General features: G+C 68.3%; 22 protein-coding genes. 11 read left to right on the top strand and 11 right to left on the bottom strand.

From position 1 onward, the window contains the following. Positions 1–5 precede the first annotated feature (5 nt). The 3 genes from QTI45_RS25360 to QTI45_RS25370 are packed head-to-tail and all read left to right on the top strand — an operon-like array spanning position 6 to position 3033. On the top strand, positions 6–1130 hold the full coding sequence (locus tag QTI45_RS25360) for an extracellular solute-binding protein (RefSeq protein WP_286656259.1): 1125 nt from the start codon (positions 6–8) through the stop codon (positions 1128–1130). Then, positions 1127–2308: a CaiB/BaiF CoA transferase family protein gene (locus tag QTI45_RS25365; protein WP_286656260.1), complete on the top strand. Its 1182-nt coding sequence runs from the start codon at positions 1127–1129 to the stop codon at positions 2306–2308. Before QTI45_RS25360 ends, QTI45_RS25365 begins: the two co-directional genes overlap by 4 nt. Beyond that, positions 2305–3033 carry an SDR family oxidoreductase gene (locus QTI45_RS25370; RefSeq protein WP_286656261.1) on the top strand — a complete coding sequence of 243 codons (729 nt, stop codon included), beginning with the start codon at positions 2305–2307 and terminating at the stop codon, positions 3031–3033. The genes QTI45_RS25365 and QTI45_RS25370 overlap by 4 nt, the downstream gene beginning before the upstream one ends. 76 nt (positions 3034–3109) lie before the next feature. Here the strand turns inward: QTI45_RS25370 and QTI45_RS25375 are convergent, their stop codons facing one another. The 9 genes from QTI45_RS25375 to QTI45_RS25415 form a co-directional block, all read right to left on the bottom strand. Further along, positions 3110–3262, bottom strand: coding sequence for a hypothetical protein (locus QTI45_RS25375; protein WP_286656262.1), 153 nt, complete (start codon positions 3260–3262; stop codon positions 3110–3112). Between the two features lie 57 nt (positions 3263–3319). Continuing rightward, positions 3320–4681 (bottom strand): homoserine dehydrogenase, encoded by a 1362-nt coding sequence (locus QTI45_RS25380; protein ID WP_286656263.1) that lies wholly within the window; start codon positions 4679–4681, stop codon positions 3320–3322. A 254-nt stretch (positions 4682–4935) separates the two neighbouring features. Next, the gene (locus QTI45_RS25385) at positions 4936–5370 is read right to left on the bottom strand and encodes a Cd(II)/Pb(II)-responsive transcriptional regulator (RefSeq protein ID WP_286369480.1); all 435 of its coding nucleotides are present in this window, start codon (positions 5368–5370) and stop codon (positions 4936–4938) included. A 99-nt stretch (positions 5371–5469) separates the two neighbouring features. Beyond that, a complete protein-coding gene (locus QTI45_RS25390; protein ID WP_286656264.1) occupies positions 5470–6450 on the bottom strand; it encodes a flavin reductase in 981 nt (326 codons plus the stop codon). Continuing rightward, positions 6447–6812 carry a VOC family protein gene (locus QTI45_RS25395; RefSeq protein ID WP_286369482.1) on the bottom strand — a complete coding sequence of 122 codons (366 nt, stop codon included), beginning with the start codon at positions 6810–6812 and terminating at the stop codon, positions 6447–6449. Before QTI45_RS25395 ends, QTI45_RS25390 begins: the two co-directional genes overlap by 4 nt. A gap of 8 nt (positions 6813–6820) precedes the next feature. Further along, positions 6821–7606, bottom strand: a complete 786-nt coding sequence (locus QTI45_RS25400; protein WP_286656265.1) for an SDR family NAD(P)-dependent oxidoreductase — start codon at positions 7604–7606, stop codon at positions 6821–6823. Positions 7607–7639: 33 nt separating this feature from the next. Continuing rightward, positions 7640–8707: an LLM class flavin-dependent oxidoreductase gene (locus QTI45_RS25405; protein WP_286656266.1), complete on the bottom strand. Its 1068-nt coding sequence runs from the start codon at positions 8705–8707 to the stop codon at positions 7640–7642. Positions 8708–8903: 196 nt separating this feature from the next. Then, positions 8904–9893, bottom strand: a complete 990-nt coding sequence (locus QTI45_RS25410; RefSeq protein WP_286369485.1) for a Bug family tripartite tricarboxylate transporter substrate binding protein — start codon at positions 9891–9893, stop codon at positions 8904–8906. 56 nt (positions 9894–9949) lie between these two features. Next, positions 9950–11029, bottom strand: coding sequence for an LLM class flavin-dependent oxidoreductase (locus QTI45_RS25415; protein WP_286369486.1), 1080 nt, complete (start codon positions 11027–11029; stop codon positions 9950–9952). 113 nt (positions 11030–11142) lie between these two features. Between QTI45_RS25415 and QTI45_RS25420 the strand changes: the two genes are divergently transcribed. After that, positions 11143–12099, top strand: coding sequence for a LysR family transcriptional regulator (locus tag QTI45_RS25420; RefSeq protein ID WP_286369487.1), 957 nt, complete (start codon positions 11143–11145; stop codon positions 12097–12099). Positions 12100–12114: 15 nt separating this feature from the next. On the opposite strand, the gene QTI45_RS25425 is transcribed toward QTI45_RS25420, so the two are convergent. After that, positions 12115–12990: an SMP-30/gluconolactonase/LRE family protein gene (locus QTI45_RS25425; RefSeq protein ID WP_286656267.1), complete on the bottom strand. Its 876-nt coding sequence runs from the start codon at positions 12988–12990 to the stop codon at positions 12115–12117. Positions 12991–13346: 356 nt separating this feature from the next. Here QTI45_RS25425 and QTI45_RS25430 point away from each other — a divergent pair, with 356 nt between their 5' ends. The 7 genes from QTI45_RS25430 to QTI45_RS25460 are packed head-to-tail and all read left to right on the top strand — an operon-like array spanning position 13347 to position 21212. Continuing rightward, positions 13347–14120 carry an enoyl-CoA hydratase/isomerase family protein gene (locus QTI45_RS25430; RefSeq protein ID WP_286369489.1) on the top strand — a complete coding sequence of 258 codons (774 nt, stop codon included), beginning with the start codon at positions 13347–13349 and terminating at the stop codon, positions 14118–14120. Between the two features lie 3 nt (positions 14121–14123). After that, entirely contained in the window at positions 14124–16265 is a 2142-nt protein-coding gene (locus QTI45_RS25435; protein WP_286656268.1) for an acetate--CoA ligase family protein, read from the top strand. An 8-nt stretch (positions 16266–16273) separates the two neighbouring features. Further along, positions 16274–17476, top strand: a complete 1203-nt coding sequence (locus tag QTI45_RS25440) for an acyl-CoA dehydrogenase family protein (protein WP_286656269.1) — start codon at positions 16274–16276, stop codon at positions 17474–17476. Position 17477: 1 nt separating this feature from the next. After that, positions 17478–18440, top strand: a complete 963-nt coding sequence (locus tag QTI45_RS25445; protein ID WP_286656270.1) for an acyl-CoA dehydrogenase family protein — start codon at positions 17478–17480, stop codon at positions 18438–18440. Between the two features lie 14 nt (positions 18441–18454). After that, positions 18455–19213, top strand: a complete 759-nt coding sequence (locus tag QTI45_RS25450) for an SDR family NAD(P)-dependent oxidoreductase (protein ID WP_286656271.1) — start codon at positions 18455–18457, stop codon at positions 19211–19213. Between the two features lie 20 nt (positions 19214–19233). Continuing rightward, positions 19234–20457: an SDR family NAD(P)-dependent oxidoreductase gene (locus QTI45_RS25455; RefSeq protein WP_286656272.1), complete on the top strand. Its 1224-nt coding sequence runs from the start codon at positions 19234–19236 to the stop codon at positions 20455–20457. Beyond that, a complete protein-coding gene (locus QTI45_RS25460; protein ID WP_286656273.1) occupies positions 20454–21212 on the top strand; it encodes a carboxymuconolactone decarboxylase family protein in 759 nt (252 codons plus the stop codon). Before QTI45_RS25455 ends, QTI45_RS25460 begins: the two co-directional genes overlap by 4 nt. Positions 21213–21254: 42 nt before the next feature. Here the strand turns inward: QTI45_RS25460 and QTI45_RS25465 are convergent, their stop codons facing one another. Then, positions 21255–22424 (bottom strand): M20 aminoacylase family protein, encoded by a 1170-nt coding sequence (locus QTI45_RS25465; protein ID WP_286656439.1) that lies wholly within the window; start codon positions 22422–22424, stop codon positions 21255–21257. Positions 22425–22473: the final 49 nt, after the last annotated feature.

Below are 22473 nucleotides of genomic sequence, written 5' to 3' on the forward strand. Positions count from 1 at the left end.
TCCGCATGACAACCATCGAACTCAAGGGCATGACGTGGGACCACCCGCGCGGCTACGAACCCCTGGCAGCCTGCTCGGTCTTGTGGAAGCAGCGCACCGGCGTCGACATCCGCTGGGATCGCCGCTCGCTGCAGGACTTCGAGGCCTTCCCGGTCGACCAGCTGGCGCGCCAGTACGACCTGATCGTGATCGACCATCCGCATGTCGGGCAGGTCACGCGCGAGGGCTGCCTGCTGCCTTTCGACGAAGCGCGCCTGGGCTCGATCGCGCGCGGCAGCGTCGGCCGGTCCTTTCCCAGCTACCACTGGCAGGGCCGGCAATGGGCGCTGCCGATCGACGCCGCCACGCAAGTGCTCGCCTGGCGCCCCGACCGGCTCGAGGCCGCGCCCTCGGACTGGACCCAGGTGCTCGAGCTGGCCCGCGCCGGCCGCGTGGCGCTGCCGCTGCGGCCACCGCATTCGCTCATGTGCCTCTACACGCTGTGCGCCCAGCTCGGCGCGCCGGGCCGGGTCGAGGGGCCGGAACTGTTCGACGTCGAGATCGCCTCCGAGGTCTGCGAGCGGCTGCGCCAGCTCATCGGGCTGATCGATCCGAAGTGCCTGTCGCAGGATCCGATCGCGGTCTTCGAGGACATGGCGCGGAGGGACTCGCGCATCGACTGCGTGCCGCTGATCTACGGCTACGTGAACTACGCGTGGCAGGATTTCCGGCCGGTGCGGCTGGGCTTCGCCGACATCCCGGCGTTCGACGGCAACGGGCCCCGCGGTTCGGCACTCGGCGGCACCGGCATCGCCGTATCGGCGCGCAGCGCGCATGCGGAGGCGGCCTTCGACTTCGCCGTCTGGGTGGCCGACGCCGAAGCCCAGCGCGGTCCCTTCGCCGCGACCGGTGGCCAGCCTGGCCACTCAGCGGCCTGGGAGGACGATGCAGTCAATCGCAGCGCCGGCGACTTCTATCGCGCGACACGCGAGACCCTCGAGGGCGCCTGGGTACGGCCGCGCCACGACGGCTACATGAACTTCCAGCAGGCCGCCTCCCTGAAACTCAATGCGGCGCTGCGCAGCGACCTCCCCGCCCGCGCGATCGTGGACATTCTCAACACCCTGTTCCGGGAAAGCCTGAGCCGATGAGCGCCCCACTCGAAGGGCTGCTGGTCCTCGACCTGGCCCAGTTCCTGTCCGGTCCCTCGGCGGCGCTCCGGCTCGGCGACCTCGGCGCCCGCGTCATCAAGGTCGAGCGCCCGGGCACCGGCGACATCTGCCGCACGCTCTACCTGACCGACACCGACCTGGGCGGCGACTCGACGCTGTTCCATGCCATCAACCGCAACAAGGAAAGCCTCGCGATCGACCTCAAGGATCCCGCGGACCTGGCGGCGCTGAAGCGGTTGGTGGCACGCGCCGACGTGCTGATCCAGAACTTCCGCCCGGGCGTGATCGAGCGCCTCGGACTGGGCTACGAGGCGGTGCGGGCGATCAATCCGCGGCTGGTCTACGCCGGCGTCTCGGGCTATGGCGAAACCGGCCCGTGGGCCGACATGCCGGGGCAGGACCTGCTGGCGCAGTCGCTCTCGGGCGTGACCTGGCTCAACGGCCACGAAGGCGACGGCCCGGTGCCGCTCGGCCTGTCGATCGCCGACATGCTGGCCGGCCACGTGCTGACCGAAGGCATCCTCGCTGCCCTGGTGCGGCGCGGCATCACCGGCGAGGGCGCGCAGGTGCAGACCAGCCTGCTCGAAGCCCTGGTCGACCTGCAGTTCGAGCTGCTGACCACCCATCTCAACGACGGCCAGCGCCCGCCCGCGCGAGCCGGCTTCCGCAACGCCAACGCCTACCTGGCTGCGCCCTATGGCATCTACCCGACGCGCGACGGCTACCTCGCGCTGGCGATGATGCCGCTCGAGCGGCTCGCGCAGACGCTGCCGCTGCCGGCACTGGCCGACTACAGCCCCGAGGACAGCTTCGGGCGGCGCGACGAGATCAAGCGCGTGATCGCCACCGAACTGGCACGGCATGGCACCGCCCACTGGCTCGAACGCCTGCGCCCGGCAGACGTCTGGTGCGCCGAGGTGCTCGACTGGCCCCAACTGCTGCAGAGCAAGGCCTTCGGCCTGCTCGACATGCTGCAGACCGTGCGCCGCGGCGACGGCACGCCGGTGCGCACCACACGCGGCCCGGTACGCATCGACGGCGAGCGCGCCCAGAGCGAACGCGGCGCGCCGCGCGTCGGCGAGCACAGCGATCGCATCCGCGGCGAGTTCGGACTCGGACCGCCTCCTCCACCTTCCTCTTCCCGAAAGACAGCATGAGCCTCGAAGGCAAGACCGTTCTCATCACCGCCGCCGCGCAGGGCATCGGCCGCGCCAGCGTCGAAGCCTTCGCACGCGCAGGCGCGGCCGTCTGGGCCACCGACGTCAACGAAGCCGGGCTCGCCGACCTCGCTGCATTGCCGGGCGTGCGCACGCGCCGTCTCGACGTGCTGCAGGACAGCGCGGTGCAGGCGCTGGTCGCCGAGATCGGCGCGGTCGACGTGCTCTTCAACTGCGCCGGCGTGGTCCATGCGGGCAACCTGCTCGAAGCCTCCGACAAGGACCTCGACTTCGCCTACGACCTCAACGTCAAGTCGATGGTGCGCACGCTGCGCGCGGTGCTGCCCGGCATGCTGGCGCGCCGGGACGGCGCGATCATCAACATGGCTTCGGTGGCCAGCAGCGTGAAGGGCGTGCCCAACCGCTTCGCCTACGGCCTCACGAAGGCCGCGGTGATCGGCCTGACCAAGTCGGTCGCCGCCGATTTCGTGACTCAGGGCGTGCGCTGCAATGCGATCTGTCCCGGCACGGTCGAGTCGCCTTCGCTCAGGCAGCGGCTCGAAGCCCAGGGCGACTACGAAACCGCCCGCGCCAGCTTCGTCGCCCGCCAGCCGATCGGCCGCATCGGCACGCCCGAAGAAATCGCCGACCTGGTGCTCTACCTCGCGCAAGCGAGCTACACCACCGGCCAGATCCATGTGATCGACGGCGGCTGGAGCCTCTGAGAGACGCTGCGCCAGGCTGTCCGGAAAGATCACCTGGCGGCCATACCGGCCCACGGCCTTCGACGGCCGGCCCCGCTTACTGCAGATGCGCGAGGACGGCCTCGGCGAGATAGTCGCGCCGCTTTTGCGCCGCGGCCTGCGCGGAGCTTGAACGGCCGTCGAGCGCTGGACCGCCGCCCTGACCGGCGCCGAGCTGCGGGCGCTCGTCGCCGGGCTCGACAAGCTGCATCTCGCGCTGATGGAATCGCGCGCGGGAAGCTAGCCGCCTCGCGGCCTAGCCGCCAGATCAGGCCGCCAGTTCCTCGACCCGCAGCGTCGCGATCGCTCCGGCCACCGGCGGATGCGCCCGCAGCGCATGCAGCGCCAGGTCCACCGCGCCCTGCGGTACCGCGTCGATCAGCACCAGGCCTTGCGGCCCCAGGCCCGGACGATCGGCCGCCAGCTGAACCTGCCGCACCGGCAACTGCTGTGCCGCAATCAAGGCGGCCAGGCCTTCGATGTCCCGCGCGGCATGCAGCGGCACCCGCAGGTAGTGGGCGCTGCGGACATCGGCTCGCGGCAGCACCGGCAGCGCGTTCATCGCATGCGCGTGAAAGCCCAGGTGCGGCACGCGCTGACCCGCGTGGGTGCCGTCCAGCCGCGCCACGTCCACCAGGTCGGCGATGACGGCCGATGCGGTCTGCTCGGACCCTGCCCCGGCGCCGTAGTACATCGTCAGGCCGGCGGCATCGGCCTTGACCATGATGCCGTTCATCGAGCCGTTCACCTGCGCCATCAGGTGGGCGGCGGGAACCAGGGCGGGCTGCACGCGCAGTTCGACACCGTCCGCCCGGCGCCGGGCGATGCCGAGCAGCTTGACCCGGAAGCCCAGCTGCTCGGCGCAGTCGACGTCGAGCGACTGCAGGCCCGTGATGCCCTCCACCTGCGCATCCGCGAAACACACCGGCATGCCGAAGGCATTGGCCGCCAGCAGCGCGATCTTGTGGGCAGCATCGATGCCCTCGACGTCGAAGGCCGGATCGGCCTCCGCGTAGCCCAGCGCCTGAGCCTGCGTTAGCGCGCCGGCGAAATCGAGCCCCTCGTCGCGCATCTTGGAGAGGATGAAATTGGTGGTGCCGTTGATGATGCCGGCCACCCATTCGATGCGGTTGGCCGTCAGTCCCTCGCGCAGCGCCTTGACGATCGGGATGCTCACGGCCACCGCCGCTTCGTAGGCCACGGCCACGCCGTGCTGGCGGGCCGCGGCGAAGATCTCGCTGCCATGCACGGCCAGCAGTGCCTTGTTGGCCGTGACCACGTGCTTGCCGTGCGCAATGGCCGCCAGCACCCAGTCGCGCGCTGCGCCGGTACCGCCCGCCACTTCCACCACCACGTCGACATCGGGATGGGTGGCGACGCGAAAGGCGTCGCTGGTCAGTTCGACCCGGCCTTCGACGATGCGCGCCGCGCGTTCCAGGTTGCGGGCCGCGACGATCACCAGTTCGATCCCGCGCCCCGCCCGGGCCGCGATCTCGGCCTGGTTGCGCGCCAGCACGCGGAAGGTGCCGGACCCCACGGTGCCGATGCCGATCATGCCCACGCGCAGGGGGCGGCTGGCCGCTGGAAGTCGGCGCGGTGGCTGGAGGGACTGGACTGGATCGCGGTACATGAGGATCTCCGGAACGAACGAACAAACAAAAAACCCAGCTGCCAGAGCTGGGTCGGATTCGTTCGGGGGAGAAGCGAGAACACCAGGTGGCTGCCGGAACGGCCACCTGCGCGTGCTCAGGGGGCCGCGGTGGTAATGGTGGTAATCATTCGTGCGTCCAGCCTCGAGCGGCCAGCAAGGGCAGCGCCGATGGAAACGAGGAAGGGATGGCACGACATGGAGCCGAAGTGTACAGGAGCCCGCGGGCCGGCGCGCTATGTTCGCGCCTGCGAGTGGCAGATGCAGCCTTCCCCATGCGCCGCCGAGACCAGCTCGCTGAGGATCCCGCACTCCTTGGCGGCATGCGGCTGCGAGCAGCGCCCGCGCAGCCCGGTGAGCTGCTTCTCGAGCGCCTTGAGGCTCTTGAGGCGGGCCCGCACGCGCTCGATCTGCTCGTCCACGAGCTGGTTGATGTCGGCGCAATCCTGCTCGTTGGCCGTGGTGAAATCCAGCAGCCTCTTGATGTCGCTCAGGGGGATGTCGAGCGCGCGGCAATGGCGCACGAACGACAGGCCTTCGAGGTGCGACTGCCCGTAGGCGCGATAGCCGTTGGCCTGCCGCGCCGGCGCCGGCAGCAGGCCGGCCCGCTCGTAGAAGCGGATGGTGCCCACATCGACACCGGTTGCGCTACTCAAGTCCCCGATCTTCATGGCTCGCCCCTGCTGCGAAAAGAACGGGATCGTAGCCGCTCGACCCTGTAGCCGCTGCAGGGTTCTGAAATGGCCCTACCGCGCCTTCGCCCCGCTCGGTCAGCCTTCGATCGGCGCCGGCACTGCGGCCTCGTCGACGCGCGCGGCGCCCTCCTTGCGCAGCATCGTGATCAGTTCGTCCAGCGCATCCACGGCGCCTTCCGCGTCCCGCATCCGGAGGCAGTGCACGACCTTGCGTCGAAGCGGGAAAACGTCGGGCCGGGGGCGCATCGGGATCACGTGCGTCATGCGCTCGCGCAGCACGGAGGTCATCGTCTGGGCCATGAGTCGCAGCGCTTCGTTGTGGCCCGCCGATGCGATCGACGAGAAGAAGCGCGCCGTGGCCTCGATGCGCAGCGGGAGCGCGTCGGCGCCCTGGTGCCGCTCGATCTCGTCGACCGCCGCCTCGATCGCGTCCACCTCCTCGTCGGAGCCCCGCTCGCAGGCCAGCCGCAGCAGCTTGCCGTAGAGCGCGCGGTAGGCCTCGTCGATGTCGACCGTCCCGAGCTGTCCTTCGAGCACCAGCTTGCGCAGCGACTCGGCCAGCATCATGTAGGCGCCCTTGTAGAACACCAGTGCATGGTCGGCGGAACCGGTGCTCATGTGCTTCACCTCGCCGATGAAGATGTCGTGGTCGCCGGCCTCGTGGCGGGCGTGGACACGGCATTCGAAGCTGGCAAGGCAGTCGTCGATGAGCGGCGTGCCGAGCGGCCCCGCACGCCAGGCCACGCCTTCGAACTTGTCGGCGATCCTGCTCGATGCGAAGCGCCCGGACAGCTGGTCCTGGCTCTGCGACAGGATGTTGATGGCGAAGGTGTCGGCCTCGACGAAGGTGCCCAGCAAGCTGCTCGCCTTGCGCAGGCTGAACAGCACCAGGGGCGGCTCGAGCGAGACGGAACTGAACGAGTTGCAGGTCAGGCCCACGGGCTTGCCGTCTGCCGTGTGGGTCGTGATGATCGCGACCCCGGTCGGGAAGCAGCCGAGCAACTGGCGGAACAGCTTGGGATCGATGGGCTCGCATTGCGGTATCGGATGGCTCATGGTGTGGTCCCCTGGCGCTTGAAGAGTTGAACGATGTTGCCTTCGGGGTCGCGCAGCGACAGCACCGCGCCATGCGAACCCATGTCACGCGTGCCGAGCACCTCGCCGCCCGCGGCGGCGACCCGCTCCGCGGTGGCGGCGAAGTCGTCGACCTCGAACACCATGACGAGGCCGGAAGTCGCCGGCAGGGCTTCTTCGCGGCAAGCCAGCGCGACGCTGGTGTTGCCTACCCCGTACTGGATCCAGCGGTCTGCGTCGCGAAACTTGAGCTGCAGCCCCAGCGCCGATTCATAGAAGGCATGGAGCTCGGCGGGCCGCTCGGCGACCACGAACACGTTCTGCAGGCGTTTGGGTGATGGCATGGTCGGGTTCACGCTTCGCTTCCATAGAGATTGGACAGCGATGCCTTCAGGAAGCCGCCGTCGACCACGATGTCCTGCCCGTTGATGTAGGTCGACGCATCGCTGGCAAGAAAGCACACGGCATCCGCGATGTCCGCGGGCAGGCCGAGGCGCCGCGCAGGAATCCTGGAGGTGCGCTGCTTCAAGGTGTCCTCGTCGCGGTAGTGCCGCTCTGACAAAGGTGTGCGGATCATGCCGGGGCTGACCGAGTTGGCGCGAATGCCGCGCGGCCCCCATTCCACGGCCATCTGCCGGGTCAGAGCCTTCATGGCGGCCTTGGTCGGTCCGTAGGCGCCGACCCGCGTCGGAGTCTGCGCGGCGATCGACGCCACGTTGACGATGCTGCCGGCCTGCCGGTCGAACATCATCGGCACCAGGGCCTGCGCGCACAGGAAGGCACCGCGCAGGTTGACCTGGAAGATGCGGTCCCAGACGTCGACCGGAAGCTCCTCCAGCCGCACCGGTGACGCGCTGATGGCCGCGTTGTTCACCAGCACGTCGCAACGCCCGAAACACGAGCGCGTCAGTTGCGCCATGGCGGCGATGGACGCGGGATCCGCGATGTCGCAGTGGACGCTCAGCAGGCCATCGGCCTCGGTGTGAGCGGCCGGATGGCTGATGTCGACCGACACCACCTTGGCGCCGATCGAGCGAAGATGCTGGCAGATGGCGAGGCCCAGGCCTCCGGCGGCGCCGGTGACCACGGCCACCTTGCCCTGCAAGGCGTGGTTGTCGAAAGTGGCGGAAGTGAGCATGGATGGCATGGCAGTGCGACGGAGGCCCGGGCTTCAGGCGGAGACCGCGCTCATCGACTCGACTTCCTTGCGGATCGCCGGGATGATCTTCTCGCCCCACAGCTCGATCTGGCGCAGCATGGTCTTCTGGTCGAAGTCGCCCAACTGCGTTTGCAGCGCGATGTGCTTGGGCCGCAGGATGCTGATCTCTTCGAGCATCTTGTCGATCACCTGGTTGACCGAGCCCACCGGCAGGTTCTTGCGCAGCTGTTCGAAGCTCGGGTCCGTGGGCGACGGCACTTCCTTGACCATGTAGCCGTCGTCCGACTGGGCGCGGCGGAACTTGAGGCTCTCCGAGATGCGGCGCTGGAAGCGCGCGTTGTCCAGGTAGGCATCGATCTCGGACTGCTTGTCGGAGGCGAATGCGCAGCGCAGGAAACCGAACTTCACGTCGTCGTCGAGGTCCGCGCCGTTGTCTTGCGCCACCTTGTCCAGGCGCTCGCGCAGGGCCACGATCGCGTCCGTCCCATTGAGCAGTGCCGTCACGAACAGGTTGTGGCCTTCGCGCACGCCACGGCCCAGCGTGACGGGGTTGCCCGAGGTGATCCACAGCGGCGGCATCGGGTCCTGCACCGGACGCACGGCGATCGAGCTCGGCGGTAGCTTGAGGAACTGGCCATCGTATTCGACGATCTTCTGGGTCAGGCCCTTGGGGATGATGTCCAGGAACTCGTTGTAGATCGCGCCCGAGTCCTCGATCTTCACGCCGAAGCGCTCGAACTCGAACTCCTGGTAGCCCGAGCCGATGCCGAGCTCCAGGCGGCCGTTGGACACCGTGTCCACGAAGCCCACCTCGGCCAGGAAGCGTGCCGGGTGGTACAGCGGAAGAATGCACACGGCGGAGCCCAGGCGGATGCGCCGGGTCTTGGCCGCCATGTGGGCGATCATCATCAGCGGCGAGGGCGAGAGCGAGTAGTTGTTGAAGTGATGCTCCGCATACCAGGCGGTGTTGAAGCCGGCCTGCTCGGCCACCACGGTCTGCTCGATCGAGTTCTGGATGACCTGTTGCGAGCTCTGGTGATAGCCACGCTGCTGCGCCAGGATGAATACGCCGAATTCCATGTGTTGCTCCGCTTCAAGTGAGTGATGTGCGATGCAGGAATTCTGCGTTTGGAGCGGGCAATCGGGAATATGGAAGGAGCGTGGTTCAGTCCTGCAAAAAAGTGCGGGATGCGCGCTTCGCCGGCACCGCGGCGGCCCCCAAAAGCAAACCGGGGCCTGTGGCCCCGGTCGTCCTTGCGCGATGGCGGTCGCGCGTCTACTTGTCGCTCAGATCGGTCACCTTCGCCAATCCCTGCCAGACGGCGGCGTCTTTCTTGACCGACGCCGCGAACTGCTTGGCCGAGCGGCTCGGAGGCACGACCATGTTCTGTCCTTCGATCTTCTGGCGCACCTCGTCGGTCTTCTGCAGGCGGTTGATCTCTGCGTTGAGCCGGTCGATGATCTCCGTCGGCGTCCCCGCCGGCGCGAACACGCCGTACCAGCCATCGGCGTCGAACTTGAATCCCTGTTCCGACAGGGTGGCCACATCCTGCGTGGCAGGCCAGCGCTGCGATCCGGTCTGGCCCAGGCCCACCAGCCGGCCGCTTCGCATGTGCGGAATCGGGGAAGCGATATCGGTGAAGGCGACGCTGATGTTGTTGGCGATCAGGTCGGTCACTTCGGTGACGATGGTCTTGTACGGCACATGGGGCATGTCCAGGCCATAGTGCGCCTTGATGCCTTCCATGGCCAGGTGGCCGGACGAGCCCGTGCCCCACGAGCCGTAGGCGAGCTTGCCGGGATGGGACTTGGCATAGGCCACCATGTCCGCCAGGTTCTTGAAGCCGGTGCTCGGATTCGCCATCAGCAGGATGCCGGCGGCGCCGACCTGCGTGACGGGGACCAGGTCCTTCTCCGCGTTGTAGGGGAGCTTGGGGTGAATCACCGGATTGATGAGGATGGACGACGACGGCGCGAACAGCAGCGTGTAGCCGTCGCCCGGCGCCTTGGCCACGGTGTCGCAAGCGATCAGTCCGTTGGCGCCCGGCTTGGGGTCCACCACCACCGGCTGCCCCAGCGTTCTCGACAAGGGCTCGGCGATCAGCCGGGCGAAGATGTCGCCGCCTGCGCCGGCCGAGCCGGCAACGACCAGGCGGATGGGGCGCGATGGCCACTTGTCGGTGTTGGCGATAGCCTTGACGCCGGCCCCGAGCAGGACGCTGCCGAGCAATACCGTGCGGCGCTTGATGAGTGCGTTGTTGTTCATGCTTGTCTCCAGATTCGATTGCGCGATGAGTTGGGGAATGGGGAAAGAAAGACGCTTCAAGCAGCCAGCGCGTCGGTCGCCGGCTGGTGACGTCCCAACTCCTTCTTGATGGCCGGGATGATTCTTTCACCCCAGAGTTCGATCTGCTTGAGCATCGTCTTCTGATCGAAGTCGCCCAGCTGGGTCTGCAGCGCGATGTGCTTGGGCCGCAGGATGCTGATTTCTTCGAGCATCTTGTCGATGACCTGGTTGACCGCGCCCACGGGCAGGTTCTTGCGCAGCTGCTCCATGGTGGGGTCCGTCTCGGACGGCACTTCCTTGATCATGTAGCCGTCGTCGGACTGCGATCGGCGGAACTTCAGGCTCTCGGATATGCGGCGCTGAAAGCGTGCGCAGTCCAGGTAGGCGTCGATCTCCGCGTTGTCGTCGGAGGCGTAGGCGCAGCGCAGGAAGCCGAACTTCACATCGCGGTCCAGGTCCTTGCCGTTGTCGTCGGCCACCTTCACCAGGCGATCGCGCAGCCCCTGGACGCCCTCGTTGCCGTTGAGCAGCGCGGTCACGAACAGGTTGTGGTTCTCGCGCACGCCGCGCCCCAGCGCCACCGGGTTGCCCGAGGTGATCCACACCGGCGGCATGGGACCCTGGACGCAGCGCACCGCCACGGAGCTCGGCGGCACCTTGAGGAACTGGCCCTGGTACTCGAAGGTCTGCTGGGTCAGGCCCTTCGGGAGGATGTCCAGGAATTCGTTGTAGATCGCGCTGGCCTCGGCAATCTTCACGCCGAACCGCTCGAATTCGAACTCCTGATAGCCCGAGCCCACACCCAGGTCCAGACGGCCATTGGAGACCGTGTCCACGAATCCGACCTCGGCCAGGAAACGTGCCGGCTGGTAGAGTGGAAGAATGCAGACGGCAGTGCCCAGGCGGATGCGCTTCGTCTTGGCAGCCATGTGGGCCACCATCATCAACGGCGACGGCGAGAGCGAGTAATTGTTGAAATGATGCTCGGCATACCAGGCGTTGTTGAAACCCGCCTGCTCCGCCACGACAGTCTGCTCGATGGAATTGTTGATGACCTGCTGCGAAGTCTGGTGATAGCCCCGCTGCTGGGCGAGAATGAATACTCCGAATTCCATATGTGCTGTCTCCGCTGAAAATAGTGCCCGTGAGGGGTACCAAATTCTAGGCAGGCCAGCTGAATTGATAATGCATGAAACTGCAGATCTGAACTGCGAAGACTGGAGGACTCATGGATAGATTGCGCGCCATGGAGCTCTTCCTGTCGATCTCGCAGACCCGGAACTTCTCCGAAACGGCGCGTCGCTTCGGCATCTCGGCGACCGGGGTGTCGCGCATGATCACCGACATCGAGGAGGAGCTGAAGGTCAAGCTCCTGACGCGCTCGACGCGCCAGGTCTCGCTGACCGAATCGGGGCAGGAATACGCGCGTCAGCTGGAGGGCATCCTGTGGCGCATCAACGAACTCCAGACCAACATCACCGCGATCAGCAGCGCGCCGCAGGGCCTGCTGCGGGTGCACTCGCGCATGATGTTCGGCCTGGGCGTGCTGCCGCCCCTGATCGCGGGCTTCCGCAAGCTCTACCCGGAGATCCACATCGAACTCACGCTGGGCGAGGCGCCTGCGGACCTGCGGCGCAGCCAGATCGACATCGACTTCCGGATCTCGCCGCCGGTGGAGGCCGGCGTGAAGCGCCGCATGCTGTTCCAGAGCGATCGCTACCTGGTCGGCGCTCCCGCCTACCTGGCGGGCAAGCCCGGCTTGCAGGCGCCCGAAGACATCCTCGCGCACGAGTGCCTGGCCTACCAGTTGCCCGGCGATGAATACACCTGGCAGTTCAAGCAGCAGGGCCAGAGCAGCGAGATCGCCTTCAAGCCCCGCCATGTCAGCAACAACGGGATCGCCCTGCTGGAACTGGCCCGCCTGGGCGAAGGCCTGGCGCTGCTCGACGACTACACCGTGCACAACGACCTGCGCCAGGGCCGGCTGGTGAGGGTGCTGAGCGACCATCGCATCAGCAACAAGGGCTTCGACGAGGGCATGTACGCGACGATCCTGGACACGCCCATCATGCCCGCCAAGATCCGCCTGTTCCTTGATTTCGTGGCTGAACACGTGGCGGGGCCCGAGCTGCGCTTCTCGGCGCACGGCAAGGCCGCCGGCCTGGCTTCACCGCCCGCGGGGTAGCCGCCGCGCGCGGCGCTAGAGCGGCATCCGGCACTCGGGCCGTGCCGCGCCGCGGAAGCCCAGGCCGGTCAGCTTGAGCACGGCACCGTCCAGGGGCCCGGATGCGCTCAGGCGGCCGCTGTCGCTGATGGTCGTGACGAACAGGTCGTCCATCTGAGGGCCGCCGAAGCACAAGGCGCTCGGGTGGGTCACCGGCAGGTCGATCTTGTGGGTGAGCCGGCCCTGCATGTCGAAGCGGGCCAGCGCGCCCACCCGCACCAGCGCAGTCCACAGCCCGCCTTCGCTGTCGAAGCAGCAGCCGTCCGGCCCGGAGTCATGGGCGTCGGTGCGGACGAACACCTGCTTGTCCGCCAGCCGGCCGTCGGCCGCGATCGCATACGAATAGACGACCCTCGCCGTGCTGTCGGCCACGTGCAGGCGCCCGCTGACCGGATTCACGCACGGGCCGTTGACGATGCCCAGGCCGTCGTCGAGCTGCTGCAGCTGCAGGCCGGTATCGAGCCGGTACAGGCCGCCCAGCGGCGGCTCGCCGGGCTCGCGCGGCGCATGCAGGGTGCCGACCACGAAGCTGCCGTCGGCCAGCGAGATGCCGTCGTTCAGCCGCAGATGGGGGTGGCTCTCCCCGATGTTCGCCAGCCGGCGCAATTGCCCGGTGCGCAGGTCCAGCGCCGCGATGTCCTCCTTCAGGGCCAGCACGATGCAGTCGTCGCCATTGAATGCGAACGAGCCCAGGGGTGCCGGCGCTTCATGGCGCGCCGTCACCGCGCCGGTGTCGGGGTCCAGCGCAAGCACCAGGCCGGCGCGGCAGTCCAGCAGCCAGAGCGCGTGCCCATGCCACACCGGGCATTCGCCCAATTGCGTCTTCAAATCGCCGAGGCGCTGAATTTTCATTGTCTCGGTCATTTGATCGGCCCGGCAATTAAAGGGAAATCAATTGCATCCGCCCAATTGGATCAATTCAAGTCCGCGAATTGAGCGGGCGGGCGGCAAAGAGCGCGCATGGTAGCAAGCCGGCCCGCCGGCGAATGCTTCATTTTTTGCAGGACACTTTCCCGGATTATCGAGAGATGAATTTCACCATCATTTCTACAATCGACCGAGCATATTGAAACCGAGACAAACAAGCGAAGCCACCCGGCTCCGGAAGAAACAGAAGCTCCCGCGGCAAGGCGGGTTGTTTGTCCAGCAAGTGCTTCCTTTTTTTCTGGTCCGTGCCGCAGCGGGCGGGCTTCTTACAGAGGTGGTGTATGAGCAGCAATGAATGGGTTCGTCTGGAAGTCGCAGACGGTGTGGGTCTGGTCACCATGGACCGGCAGCCGGTCAATGCGCTGAGCCGCGACATGCGCCGCGAGCTGGTCGCCACCTTCGACGCCATCTCCGAGCGCGAAGACATCCGCTGCGCCGTGCTGACTGGCGCCGGCAGCGTGTTCTGCGCCGGCGCCGACCTGAAGGACCGCCCCAGCGCCGATGTCGCCGGCGACTTCCTCGAGCACAACCGCATCACCCGCGAGACCGGCAACGCGATCCGCGAGTGCGCCAAGCCCGTGATCGCCGCGATCAACGGCGCGGCTCTGGGCGCCGGCTTCGGCCTCGCAGCCGCTTGCGACATCCTCTATGCCTCGGAGAACGCGACCGTGGGCATGCCGGAGATCAACGTCGGCCTGGCCGGCGGCGCCTCCATGCTCAAGACCTTGTTCGGCCGCTCGACCTTGCGCCGCATGTTCTTCACGGGCCAGCGCCTGAGCGCGCACGACCTGCTCAAGCGCAACGTGATCGAGGATGTGCTGTCCGAGAAGGACCTGCTGCCCTTCACGATGTCCCTCGCCCGCGAGATCGCCTCCAAGGCGCCGCTGGCCATCGCCTACGCGAAGCGGGCGGCCAACATGGTGGACGTCATGCCCCAGCGCGACGCCTATCGCTTCGAGCAGGAGTTCACCATGGCGCTGTCGAAGACCGAAGACGCCCGCGAAGCCCGCATGGCCTTCCTGGAGAAGCGCGCCCCGGTCTTCAAGGGACGCTGAGCCATGCTGAACCAGGTCCAAGCCACCCCGGGCACCGGGCTCGACGCATTCTTCAAGGCCGACGGCGTGGCCGTGATCGGCGCCTCCGACGACATCACCAAGATCGGCGGCCGTCCGGTGCAGCTGTTGCGCAAGTACGGCTATGCCGGCCCGATCTATCCGGTCAACCCCAAGGGCGGCACCATCCAGGGCCTGCAGGCCTACGCCTCGATCCTGGACACGCCGACGGCGCCGGAGCTGGCCATCCTCGCGGTGCCGGTCGAAGCCACGCTGCAGGCGGTTCGCGACTGCGGCAGCCGCGGCGTGCGCGGCGTGATCGTGCTGTCCGCGGGCTTCGCCGAGGCCGGCCCCGAAGGCGTCGCCCTGCAGGCCGAACTGGTGCGCGTCGCGCGCAACCATGGCATGCGGCTGCTGGGCCCCAACTGCCTGGGCGCGGTCAACGTGGTGGACCGGCTGGTCGGCTCCTTCTCGATCGCGCTGGAGCAGAGCCTGCCGCCTGCCGGCGAGGTCGGCATCGTCTCGCAGTCGGGCAACATCGGCAGCTTCACGATGCGCAACATGGCCGAGCGCGGCCTGGGCGTGAGCCGCTTCATCGCCACCGGCAACGAAGCCGACGTGGACGTGGCCGACGGCATTGCCGCGCTGGCCCAGGATGCCGACACCCGCATCATCCTGTGCTGCATGGAAACCTGCCGCGATGCCGGCCGCCTGATCGCGGCGCTCGACATGGCGCGCTTGCAGCACAAGCCGGTGATCGTCCTCAAGATCGGCGCCACCGAGCAGGGCCAGGCGGCCGCTGCCTCGCACACCGGCGCGCTGATGGGATCGGACGCCGTCTTCGACGCCGTCTTCCGCCGCTATGGCGTGCTGCGCGTGCGCTCGTTCGAGGAACTGCTCGACGTCGGCCATGCCGCCGCCCTGCTGCGCGCAGAGCGCCTGCCCACCACCGACGCCGTGACCCTGGTGGCGGCGTCGGGCGGCTTCGGCATCATGATGGCGGACGCGATGGTGCAGGCCGGCATGACGCTGCCGCAGCTCGCCGACACCACCCGGGCCCTGATCCGCGAGGCCGTGCCGACCGCCGGCACCAACAACCCGGTGGACGCCTCGGCCCAGATGTCCGCCCGGCCCGACATCCTGCTGAAGATGCTGACGGCCCTGCAGAACGATGCCAACGGCAGCACGCTGGTGCTGCTGCTGGCCCTGTCGCTGTACAACCCGCGCCTGCGCGGCGTGTACCTGGAGGCGCTGTCGAAGATCCGCGCCAGCCATCCCGACCGCCTGCTGGTCATCATCAGCCAGGGCCCGCCCGATGCGGTGGCCGAGATCAATGCGCTGGGCATCCCGGTGTTCCCGAGCATTCCGGCGGCCGCCAGCGGACTGGCAGGCCTGGTCAGGCTGGGCCAGCTCACCACCTTGCCCACCGCCGCTGCCTACGGCGGCCCGGTCGACGGCGTCGATGCCGCGGTGTTTCGCAACGAGTTCCATGCCAAGAAGGCGCTGGCGGCCGCGGGCATCAGCGTGCCGCGCGAGGAAGTGGTGGCGTCGGCCGACGATGCCGTGCGCAGCGCCCGGGCCACGGGCTATCCGGTGGTCCTCAAGATCGCCTCCGAAGACATCGCCCACAAGACCGAGATCGGCGGTGTCGCGCTGGGCCTGCAGGACGACGACGCCGTGCGGCAGGCCTACGACCGGCTCATGGCCAACGCCCGGGAGCACGCGCCCCGGGCACGCCTGGACGGCGTGCTGGTGGCCCCGATGGTCTGCGGCGGCGTGGAGCTGATTGCCGGTGTCTCGCGCGACCCCGTGTTCGGCCCGGTCGTGATGGTGGGGCTGGGCGGCATCTATGCCGAGATCCTGAAGGATGTCGCGGTCCAGGTGGCGCCGGTCTCCGAAGACGAAGCGCTGCGGATGATCCGCGGCCTGAAGATGTTCCCGCTGCTGGACGGCGCCCGCGGGCAGCCCAAGGCAGACGTGGCCGCAGCCGCCCGCACGGTGGCCAGGCTCTCGGAATTCGCCTGCCGCCATGCCGCCGACGTGGCTGAGATCGACATGAACCCCATCCTGGTCAAGCCGCAAGGCGAGGGCGTCCTCGTCCTCGACGCCCTGATGGTCCCGACCTCCCGCAACACCTCTGCCCATTGAAGGTTCTCATGCACATGGAAAAGAACCCGGCCATTCCGGACGCCGCAGCGGGCCCGGCCGTCTACCGCCAGTACGCACGCCAATGGCTTGGCACCCACCTGCCCGGCCACATGCGCGCGGACAGCGTCGACTACCGCACGCCCACGCTGGACGAGTGCCGCGACTGGGAGGCCTCGATGTACGACGCCGGGCTCGCGGGCATGACCTGGCCCCGGGCCTATGGCGGCCTGGGCCTGACTCTGCGCGAGCATCTGGTCGTCAACAAGGAAGTGGGCGCGCTGGCCATGCCCGAGAGCGTGAGCTCGATCGGCAAGGAGCTCGCCGGCCCGATCATCCAGACCGTGGGCACCGAAGAACAGAAGCAGCTGTTCCTGCCGCGCATCCTCTCGATGCGCGACTACTGGTGCCAGGGCTTCTCGGAGCCCGACGCCGGCTCCGACCTGGCGCGCCTGCGGACCAAGGCCGTGCAGGAGGGCGACAGCTGGCGCATCAACGGCCAGAAGATCTGGACCAGCGGCGCCGCCAAGGCGCGCTATTGCCTGCTGCTGACGCGCACCGGCACCGTGGCCGACAAGCACCGCGGCCTGCTGATGTTCGCGGTGCCGATGGACACGCCCGGCATCCGGGTGGTGCCCATCAAGTCGATCGACGGCAAGGTGTCTTTCGCCGAGGTCTTCTTCGACAACGTCGTGGTGCCCGACAGCGCGCGCCTCGGCGCGCCGGACGAGGGCTGGAATGCGGCCATCCGCGTGCTGTCCATCGAGCGCGCGACCAACCGCATGTACCGAGCCTGGCGCTTCGATTGCGAGCTGCGCCAGCTGGTCGCCGCCTGCAAGTCCGACCCGCAGCTGTCCCGGCTGCTGGACGACGGCAGCTGCCAGCGCCGCATCGGCGAGGTGGTGGGCGAGATCGATGCGCTCAAGGGCCTGGTCGAGCGGACGGTGGACCAGATGATGGCGGGCGACAAGATCGGCGCCCGAGGTTCCTTGACCAAGCTCTACTGGTCCGAGTGCCACCAGGCTTTCGCAGGCCTGGCGCTGTCCGTCGTGTCGCAGGTGAACCCGCGCTCCAGCGCGCTGGCGCAGCGCGCGCGCAAGCACTTCACCACCGCCTATTTCTATTCGCGTGCCGAGACCATCTACGCCGGCACCACCGAAGTGCAGCTGGACATCATTGCCCAGCGCATCATGAATCTGCCAAAGGACCTTTGAGATGAGCACGTCAGACAACGATCTCAAGCCCGAAGAGTTCGCCCAGGCCGCGGCCGAGGCGATCAAGGATGCGCAGACGCGCGACTTCCGCGGCGCCGCCCAGGTGCTGGCGAGCGCGGGCCTCTGCGGCGTGTGCGCGCGCGAAGACGCCGGCGGGCTGGCCCTGGGCATCGAGTTCGCGCTGCCCATCGTGGCCGAGGCGGGCAAGCTGCGACTGCACTGGCCGCTGCTCGAGACCCTGCTGATCGCCAAGGCCCTCGGCGACTCGCCCCTGGCGGCAGAACTGGCCAGCGGCGAACGCGTGGCGACCTGGGCGCTGCAGGGCAGCCTGCAAGACGCTTTCGCCGGCCATGCGCGCCACGCCAGGGACTGCGACTGGGTGCTGGTGGCCGACGGCCGGGGCGGCGGCGCCCTGCTGGCGCTGAGTTCCGTCGAGATCCAGGACGACGAGGCGCTGGACCCGGAGCACCCCCAGTCGTGGCTGACGCTGGACGGCGCCACGGTGCTGGCCGAACTGGATGCCGCGACATTCTCGGCGCTGCAGTGCGACAGCCACATCCTGATCGCCGGCCTGGTCAACGGCGCCGCCGAGGCGGCCTTGGCCACCACGGCCGACTACATGTCGACCCGTGTGCAGTTCGGGCGCCCCCTGTCGGCCAAGCAGGCCGTGCGCCACCTGCTGGCACGCATGCGGCTGCTGCAGGAGGCCTCCAACGCCGGCATCCGGCGCGTGCTCCATACCGACGAATACGGCCAGCTGCGCAGCGCGCGACCGGTGCTGGCCAATGCCCTCGCGAACGCGTGCTTCGTGCTGGAGAAATCCATCCACCTGCATGGCGGCATGGGCTTCACCTGGGAAGTGCCGCTGCACTACGCCCTGCGCGAAGTGCGCAAGTTCGATGCCGCATTCGGCTCGGGCGCGCTCGCCAGCCAGGTCGGCCGGGACTTCATCCAGTCCCAATGAACCAAGGAATTCGAATGAACCAGGATCTGCTCGGCCGCGTGGCCCTCATCACCGGCGCCGGCGCCGGCATCGGGCGCGAGACCGCCTTGCAGATGGCCGCCCGTGGTGCCATCGTCTGCGTGAACGACCTCAAGGAAGAACTGGTCGCTCCTGTCGTGGACGAGATCCGGTCCGGCGGAGGACAGGCTTTTGCCGTCGTGCAGAACATCGCCACCCGCGAAGGCATCCGCGATGCCATCCAGCGTTCGTTCGCGCACGGCAAGCGCTTCGACATCCTGGTGAACAACGCAGCCTGGGTGCGCTACCAGGCCATCCCCGACATCATGTCCGAGACGGTCGAGCGCATGCTGGACGTGGGTTTCAAGTCCGTCATCTGGAGCCTGCAGGAGGCGGTGGCCGTGATGGACCCGGAGCGCGGCGGCGCGATCGTCAACGTGGCATCGGTGGCCGCCCTGCGCTCCGCCGCCAACTCGGTGGTCTATTCGGGCATCAAGTCCGGCATCCTGGGGATCACCCGCGCGGCCGCGGCCGAGCTGGGCGCGCGCAACATCCGCGTCAACGCGATTTGCCCGTCGGCCGTTCCCACCGAAGGCACGCAGCGCAACCGCGACGCCGGGCGCGACGCCAATCGCATTGCCCGCACGCCGCTGGGCCGCCTGGGCACGGTGGAAGACATCGCCCGCGGCATCTGCTTCCTGGCCAGCGACGACGCCGGCTTCATCACGGCGCAGGCACTGGCGGTGGATGGCGGCATCACGCTGACCAACATCTGAGCCCGGCTCCGGAGTCGCAGATGCAGACTGTCCTGATCACCGGTGCCGCTTCCGGCATCGGACTAGAAGCAGCGCGCCTGTTTGCCGGCGCGGGCTGGCAATGCGTGCTGGTCGACCACAACGAAGGGGCCTTGCACCAGTTGGGACAGAGCCTCCCATCCCCGGCTTCGGCTGCGCATGTGCTGCGCACCATCGACCTGACCGAGCCGGAGCAGGTCGCCTCCCTCGGCGACGGCACGCCCGCGCTGGACGCCCTCATCAACAACGCCGGGATGTCCGATGCGTCCAACCTGCCGCTGGCCGATCAGGGGCCGGCGCAGATGGGCCGCCTGCTCGCGCTCAACCTGGCGGCGCCGGCGGCCGTGGTCGATGCGTGCGCGGCGCTGCTGAAGCCCGGCGCCCGCATCGTGAACGTGTCGTCCGGCGCCGGCCTGCATGCCATTCCCTGGCGCGGCGCCTACAGCCCGAGCAAGGCGGGGCTCATCGCCCAGACCCGCGCGCTGGCGCAAGCGCGGCCCGACTGGTGCGTGACCGTGCTGGCGCCGGGATTCGTCCGCACCGAACTGGTGGACGGGTTGATCCAGGCCGGCCGACTCAAGCCGGAAGGCGCGCTGGGCAAGATTCCGCTCGGCCGCATGGCTGCGCCCGAGGAGATGGCGCAGGCGCTGCACTTCCTGGCCAGCCCCGGCGCCGCGCCCCTGAGCGGGCAGATCCTGGCCTTGAACGGCGGCTCGTCCGTCTATGGCGGCAGCCAGCCCTTGCCACCAGCCACGCTGCAACCGCTTCCGCTGGACACGCCGGTGCAGCTGGAAGTCTGCGGCGGCGATGGCACGCCATGGGAAGGCGCGCTGCCGTCGTCGGCCGCGCAGCCACGCTATGCGGCCTGCCTCGACCTGTCGCCGCTGCAGCGCGAAGCGGCAGGCCTGCTCCAGGCCGTGCACGCGGCCGCGGCGCGCTTTGCGGCCCGCCACGCGCAGCAGGCCAGCCTGACCTTGCTGCTGCCCCCGCATGACCCCGGCCGCTGGCAGGACGCCGGCGATGGCGCAGCGGCACGGATGCTGGTCTCGACCCTCGCCTGCGAGTGGGGCAGCCGTGCCTTGCGCATCAACGCGCTCGAAGTGCCGGCCGCCATCGACCCCTCGTCGCTGCATCCGCTGCTGCGCTACGTCTGCGGCTCCGCCGCCCAGTACCTGACCGGCCAGACCCTGGTCTGCAGCGCGGCCGCGCCAGGGGCGTTGCGATGAACGGACCGGGCGGCGCCACCGATGCCGAGCGGGCGCAGATCAAGGCGCTCTTCATCGCCGAGCGCGGCTACTGGCGCCCCTGGACCGAGACCATGCTCGAGTCCTGCCCCGGCTTCGTGCGGCAGTACGCGCGCTACGCCGGCTACCCTGCGCGCACGGGGCCGCTGAGCGAGCGCATGGTGGAGCTGACCTATGTGGCGCTCGACTCGTCGTCTTCGCATCTGTTCGAGGCTGGCCTGCGCACCCACATGAAACGAGCACTCGAGGTCGGGGCGACGCAGGCCGACATCTTCGATGTGCTGCACCTGGTGGCCGTGCAAGGCGTCGCCGGCGTCTGCCAGGCCACCGACATCCTGGGCGAGTTCGTCGACCTCCGCACCTTGGCGGCCATCGACCCGAAGCTCCAGGCCCGCATCGACAGGCTCGGCGCCGCACACGCGCTGCGCCTCGGCGCCGTGGCGCGCCTCGACCCCGGCTATGCCGAGGTGCTGCTCGATTTCATCGAGCAAGGCGGGCCGGCCGCCGGGCTGACTCCGGCGGAGCGCAGCCTGGTGCAACTGGCATTGCATGCCTGCTTCACGGCCTTCAACCCGGATGCGATCCGGCAGATCGTGCCCACTGCGCTGTCGCAGGGGCTGGCAGCGGGTGAACTGCTGCAAGCCATCGAGTTGGGCGCCCATCTGGCGGTGCATGGCACTGCACTGGGCGCCAACGTGCTTCGTGAGATCAATGGCGCGCAGCGCGAAAAGCCGTAGCCCGACAAATCGACCCGGCTGGAAAATGAAGACGCCGATCGGTCAACTGCTCGTGCTCTCTGCCCCCAGGAAGCTCTCCGCCAGCAAGGCCCAGTAGGCCGCACCGATCGGCAGGTTGCTGTCGTTGAAGTCGTAGCCGGGGTTGTGCACCATGCAGCCCCCGTGCTCGCCGCCACGGCCATTGCCGATCATCAGGTAGCACCCGGGCCGCTTCTCGAGCATGAAGGCGAAGTCCTCGCTCCCGGTCACCTGTTCCGCCTGCATCTCGACATGCGCATCGCCGACGAGTTGCCGCCCGATGCTGCGCGCGAAGTCGGTTTCCTCCGGCGTGTTGACGAGCACCGCGTAGCCGGGGCGGAAGTCGATCTCGGCGCGCACGCCAAAGCTCTCGGCCTGCGCCTGCACCACGGCTTTCAGCCGCTGTTCGAGCAGCACGCGCGTCTCGCGAGTGAGCGCGCGCATGCTGATCTCCAGCGTGGCGGTCTGCGGAATGACGTTGTTGGCCTTCCCGCTGTGGATGGCACCCACGGTGACAATGGCCATCTGCTGCGGATCGGCGTTGCGCGACACCACGGTCTGCAAGGCCATCACGATGCTGGCGGCGGCGACGATCGGGTCGCGGGCGTGATGCGGCATCGCACCGTGCCCTCCCACGCCGTACAGCGTGACCGTGGCGTAATCCGACGAAGCCATGGTCGGGCCATCGCGGAAGGCCAGGTCACCCTGCCGCCGCCCGGGCATGTTGTGCATCGCGAAGATGGCGTCGCAGGGGTATTTCTCGAACAGGCCGTCGTCCATCATGCGCACCGCGCCGCCCATGCCTTCCTCGGCCGGCTGGAAGATCAGATTGAGCGTGCCCGCGAAGTCGCCTTCCGTCGCGAGGTACTGGGCCGCGCCGAGCAGCATGGCGGTGTGCCCGTCGTGACCGCAGGCGTGCATGATGCCGGGCCGGCGGCTGCTGTAGGCGAGGCCCGTCTTTTCCTCGATGGGCAGGGCGTCCATGTCGGCGCGGATGCCGACGCTCCTGCCGCCGCTGCCTCGACGCAGCCGGCCGACCACACCCGTGCCGCCGAGGCCGCGCTCGACCTCGTAGCCCCACTTCTGCAAGCGCTCGGCCACCAGCGCGCTGGTGCCGTGTTCCTCGAAGCCGAGTTCGGGGTTCTGGTGGATGGTCTGCCGCACGGTGACGAATTCGGGCGCATGGTCGCGCATGTACTGCAGATAGTGTTCGGGACTCTTGGGCACGGGTTCTCCTTGAAGA

The organism is Variovorax saccharolyticus (assembly GCF_030316765.1).
GTDB lineage: Bacteria > Pseudomonadota > Gammaproteobacteria > Burkholderiales > Burkholderiaceae_C > Variovorax > Variovorax saccharolyticus.

Coding starts and splice junctions, on each gene's coding strand:
- QTI45_RS25360 (WP_286656259.1), top strand. CDS start 6: ATGACAACCATCGAACTCAAGGGCATGACGTGGGACCACCCGCGCGGC.
- QTI45_RS25365 (WP_286656260.1), top strand. CDS start 1,127: ATGAGCGCCCCACTCGAAGGGCTGCTGGTCCTCGACCTGGCCCAGTTC.
- QTI45_RS25370 (WP_286656261.1), top strand. CDS start 2,305: ATGAGCCTCGAAGGCAAGACCGTTCTCATCACCGCCGCCGCGCAGGGC.
- QTI45_RS25375 (WP_286656262.1), bottom strand. CDS start 3,262: ATGCAGCTTGTCGAGCCCGGCGACGAGCGCCCGCAGCTCGGCGCCGGT.
- QTI45_RS25380 (WP_286656263.1), bottom strand. CDS start 4,681: ATGTACCGCGATCCAGTCCAGTCCCTCCAGCCACCGCGCCGACTTCCA.
- QTI45_RS25385 (WP_286369480.1), bottom strand. CDS start 5,370: ATGAAGATCGGGGACTTGAGTAGCGCAACCGGTGTCGATGTGGGCACC.
- QTI45_RS25390 (WP_286656264.1), bottom strand. CDS start 6,450: ATGAGCCATCCGATACCGCAATGCGAGCCCATCGATCCCAAGCTGTTC.
- QTI45_RS25395 (WP_286369482.1), bottom strand. CDS start 6,812: ATGCCATCACCCAAACGCCTGCAGAACGTGTTCGTGGTCGCCGAGCGG.
- QTI45_RS25400 (WP_286656265.1), bottom strand. CDS start 7,606: ATGCTCACTTCCGCCACTTTCGACAACCACGCCTTGCAGGGCAAGGTG.
- QTI45_RS25405 (WP_286656266.1), bottom strand. CDS start 8,707: ATGGAATTCGGCGTATTCATCCTGGCGCAGCAGCGTGGCTATCACCAG.
- QTI45_RS25410 (WP_286369485.1), bottom strand. CDS start 9,893: ATGAACAACAACGCACTCATCAAGCGCCGCACGGTATTGCTCGGCAGC.
- QTI45_RS25415 (WP_286369486.1), bottom strand. CDS start 11,029: ATGGAATTCGGAGTATTCATTCTCGCCCAGCAGCGGGGCTATCACCAG.
- QTI45_RS25420 (WP_286369487.1), top strand. CDS start 11,143: ATGGATAGATTGCGCGCCATGGAGCTCTTCCTGTCGATCTCGCAGACC.
- QTI45_RS25425 (WP_286656267.1), bottom strand. CDS start 12,990: ATGAAAATTCAGCGCCTCGGCGATTTGAAGACGCAATTGGGCGAATGC.
- QTI45_RS25430 (WP_286369489.1), top strand. CDS start 13,347: ATGAGCAGCAATGAATGGGTTCGTCTGGAAGTCGCAGACGGTGTGGGT.
- QTI45_RS25435 (WP_286656268.1), top strand. CDS start 14,124: ATGCTGAACCAGGTCCAAGCCACCCCGGGCACCGGGCTCGACGCATTC.
- QTI45_RS25440 (WP_286656269.1), top strand. CDS start 16,274: ATGCACATGGAAAAGAACCCGGCCATTCCGGACGCCGCAGCGGGCCCG.
- QTI45_RS25445 (WP_286656270.1), top strand. CDS start 17,478: ATGAGCACGTCAGACAACGATCTCAAGCCCGAAGAGTTCGCCCAGGCC.
- QTI45_RS25450 (WP_286656271.1), top strand. CDS start 18,455: ATGAACCAGGATCTGCTCGGCCGCGTGGCCCTCATCACCGGCGCCGGC.
- QTI45_RS25455 (WP_286656272.1), top strand. CDS start 19,234: ATGCAGACTGTCCTGATCACCGGTGCCGCTTCCGGCATCGGACTAGAA.
- QTI45_RS25460 (WP_286656273.1), top strand. CDS start 20,454: ATGAACGGACCGGGCGGCGCCACCGATGCCGAGCGGGCGCAGATCAAG.
- QTI45_RS25465 (WP_286656439.1), bottom strand. CDS start 22,424: ATGCGCGACCATGCGCCCGAATTCGTCACCGTGCGGCAGACCATCCAC.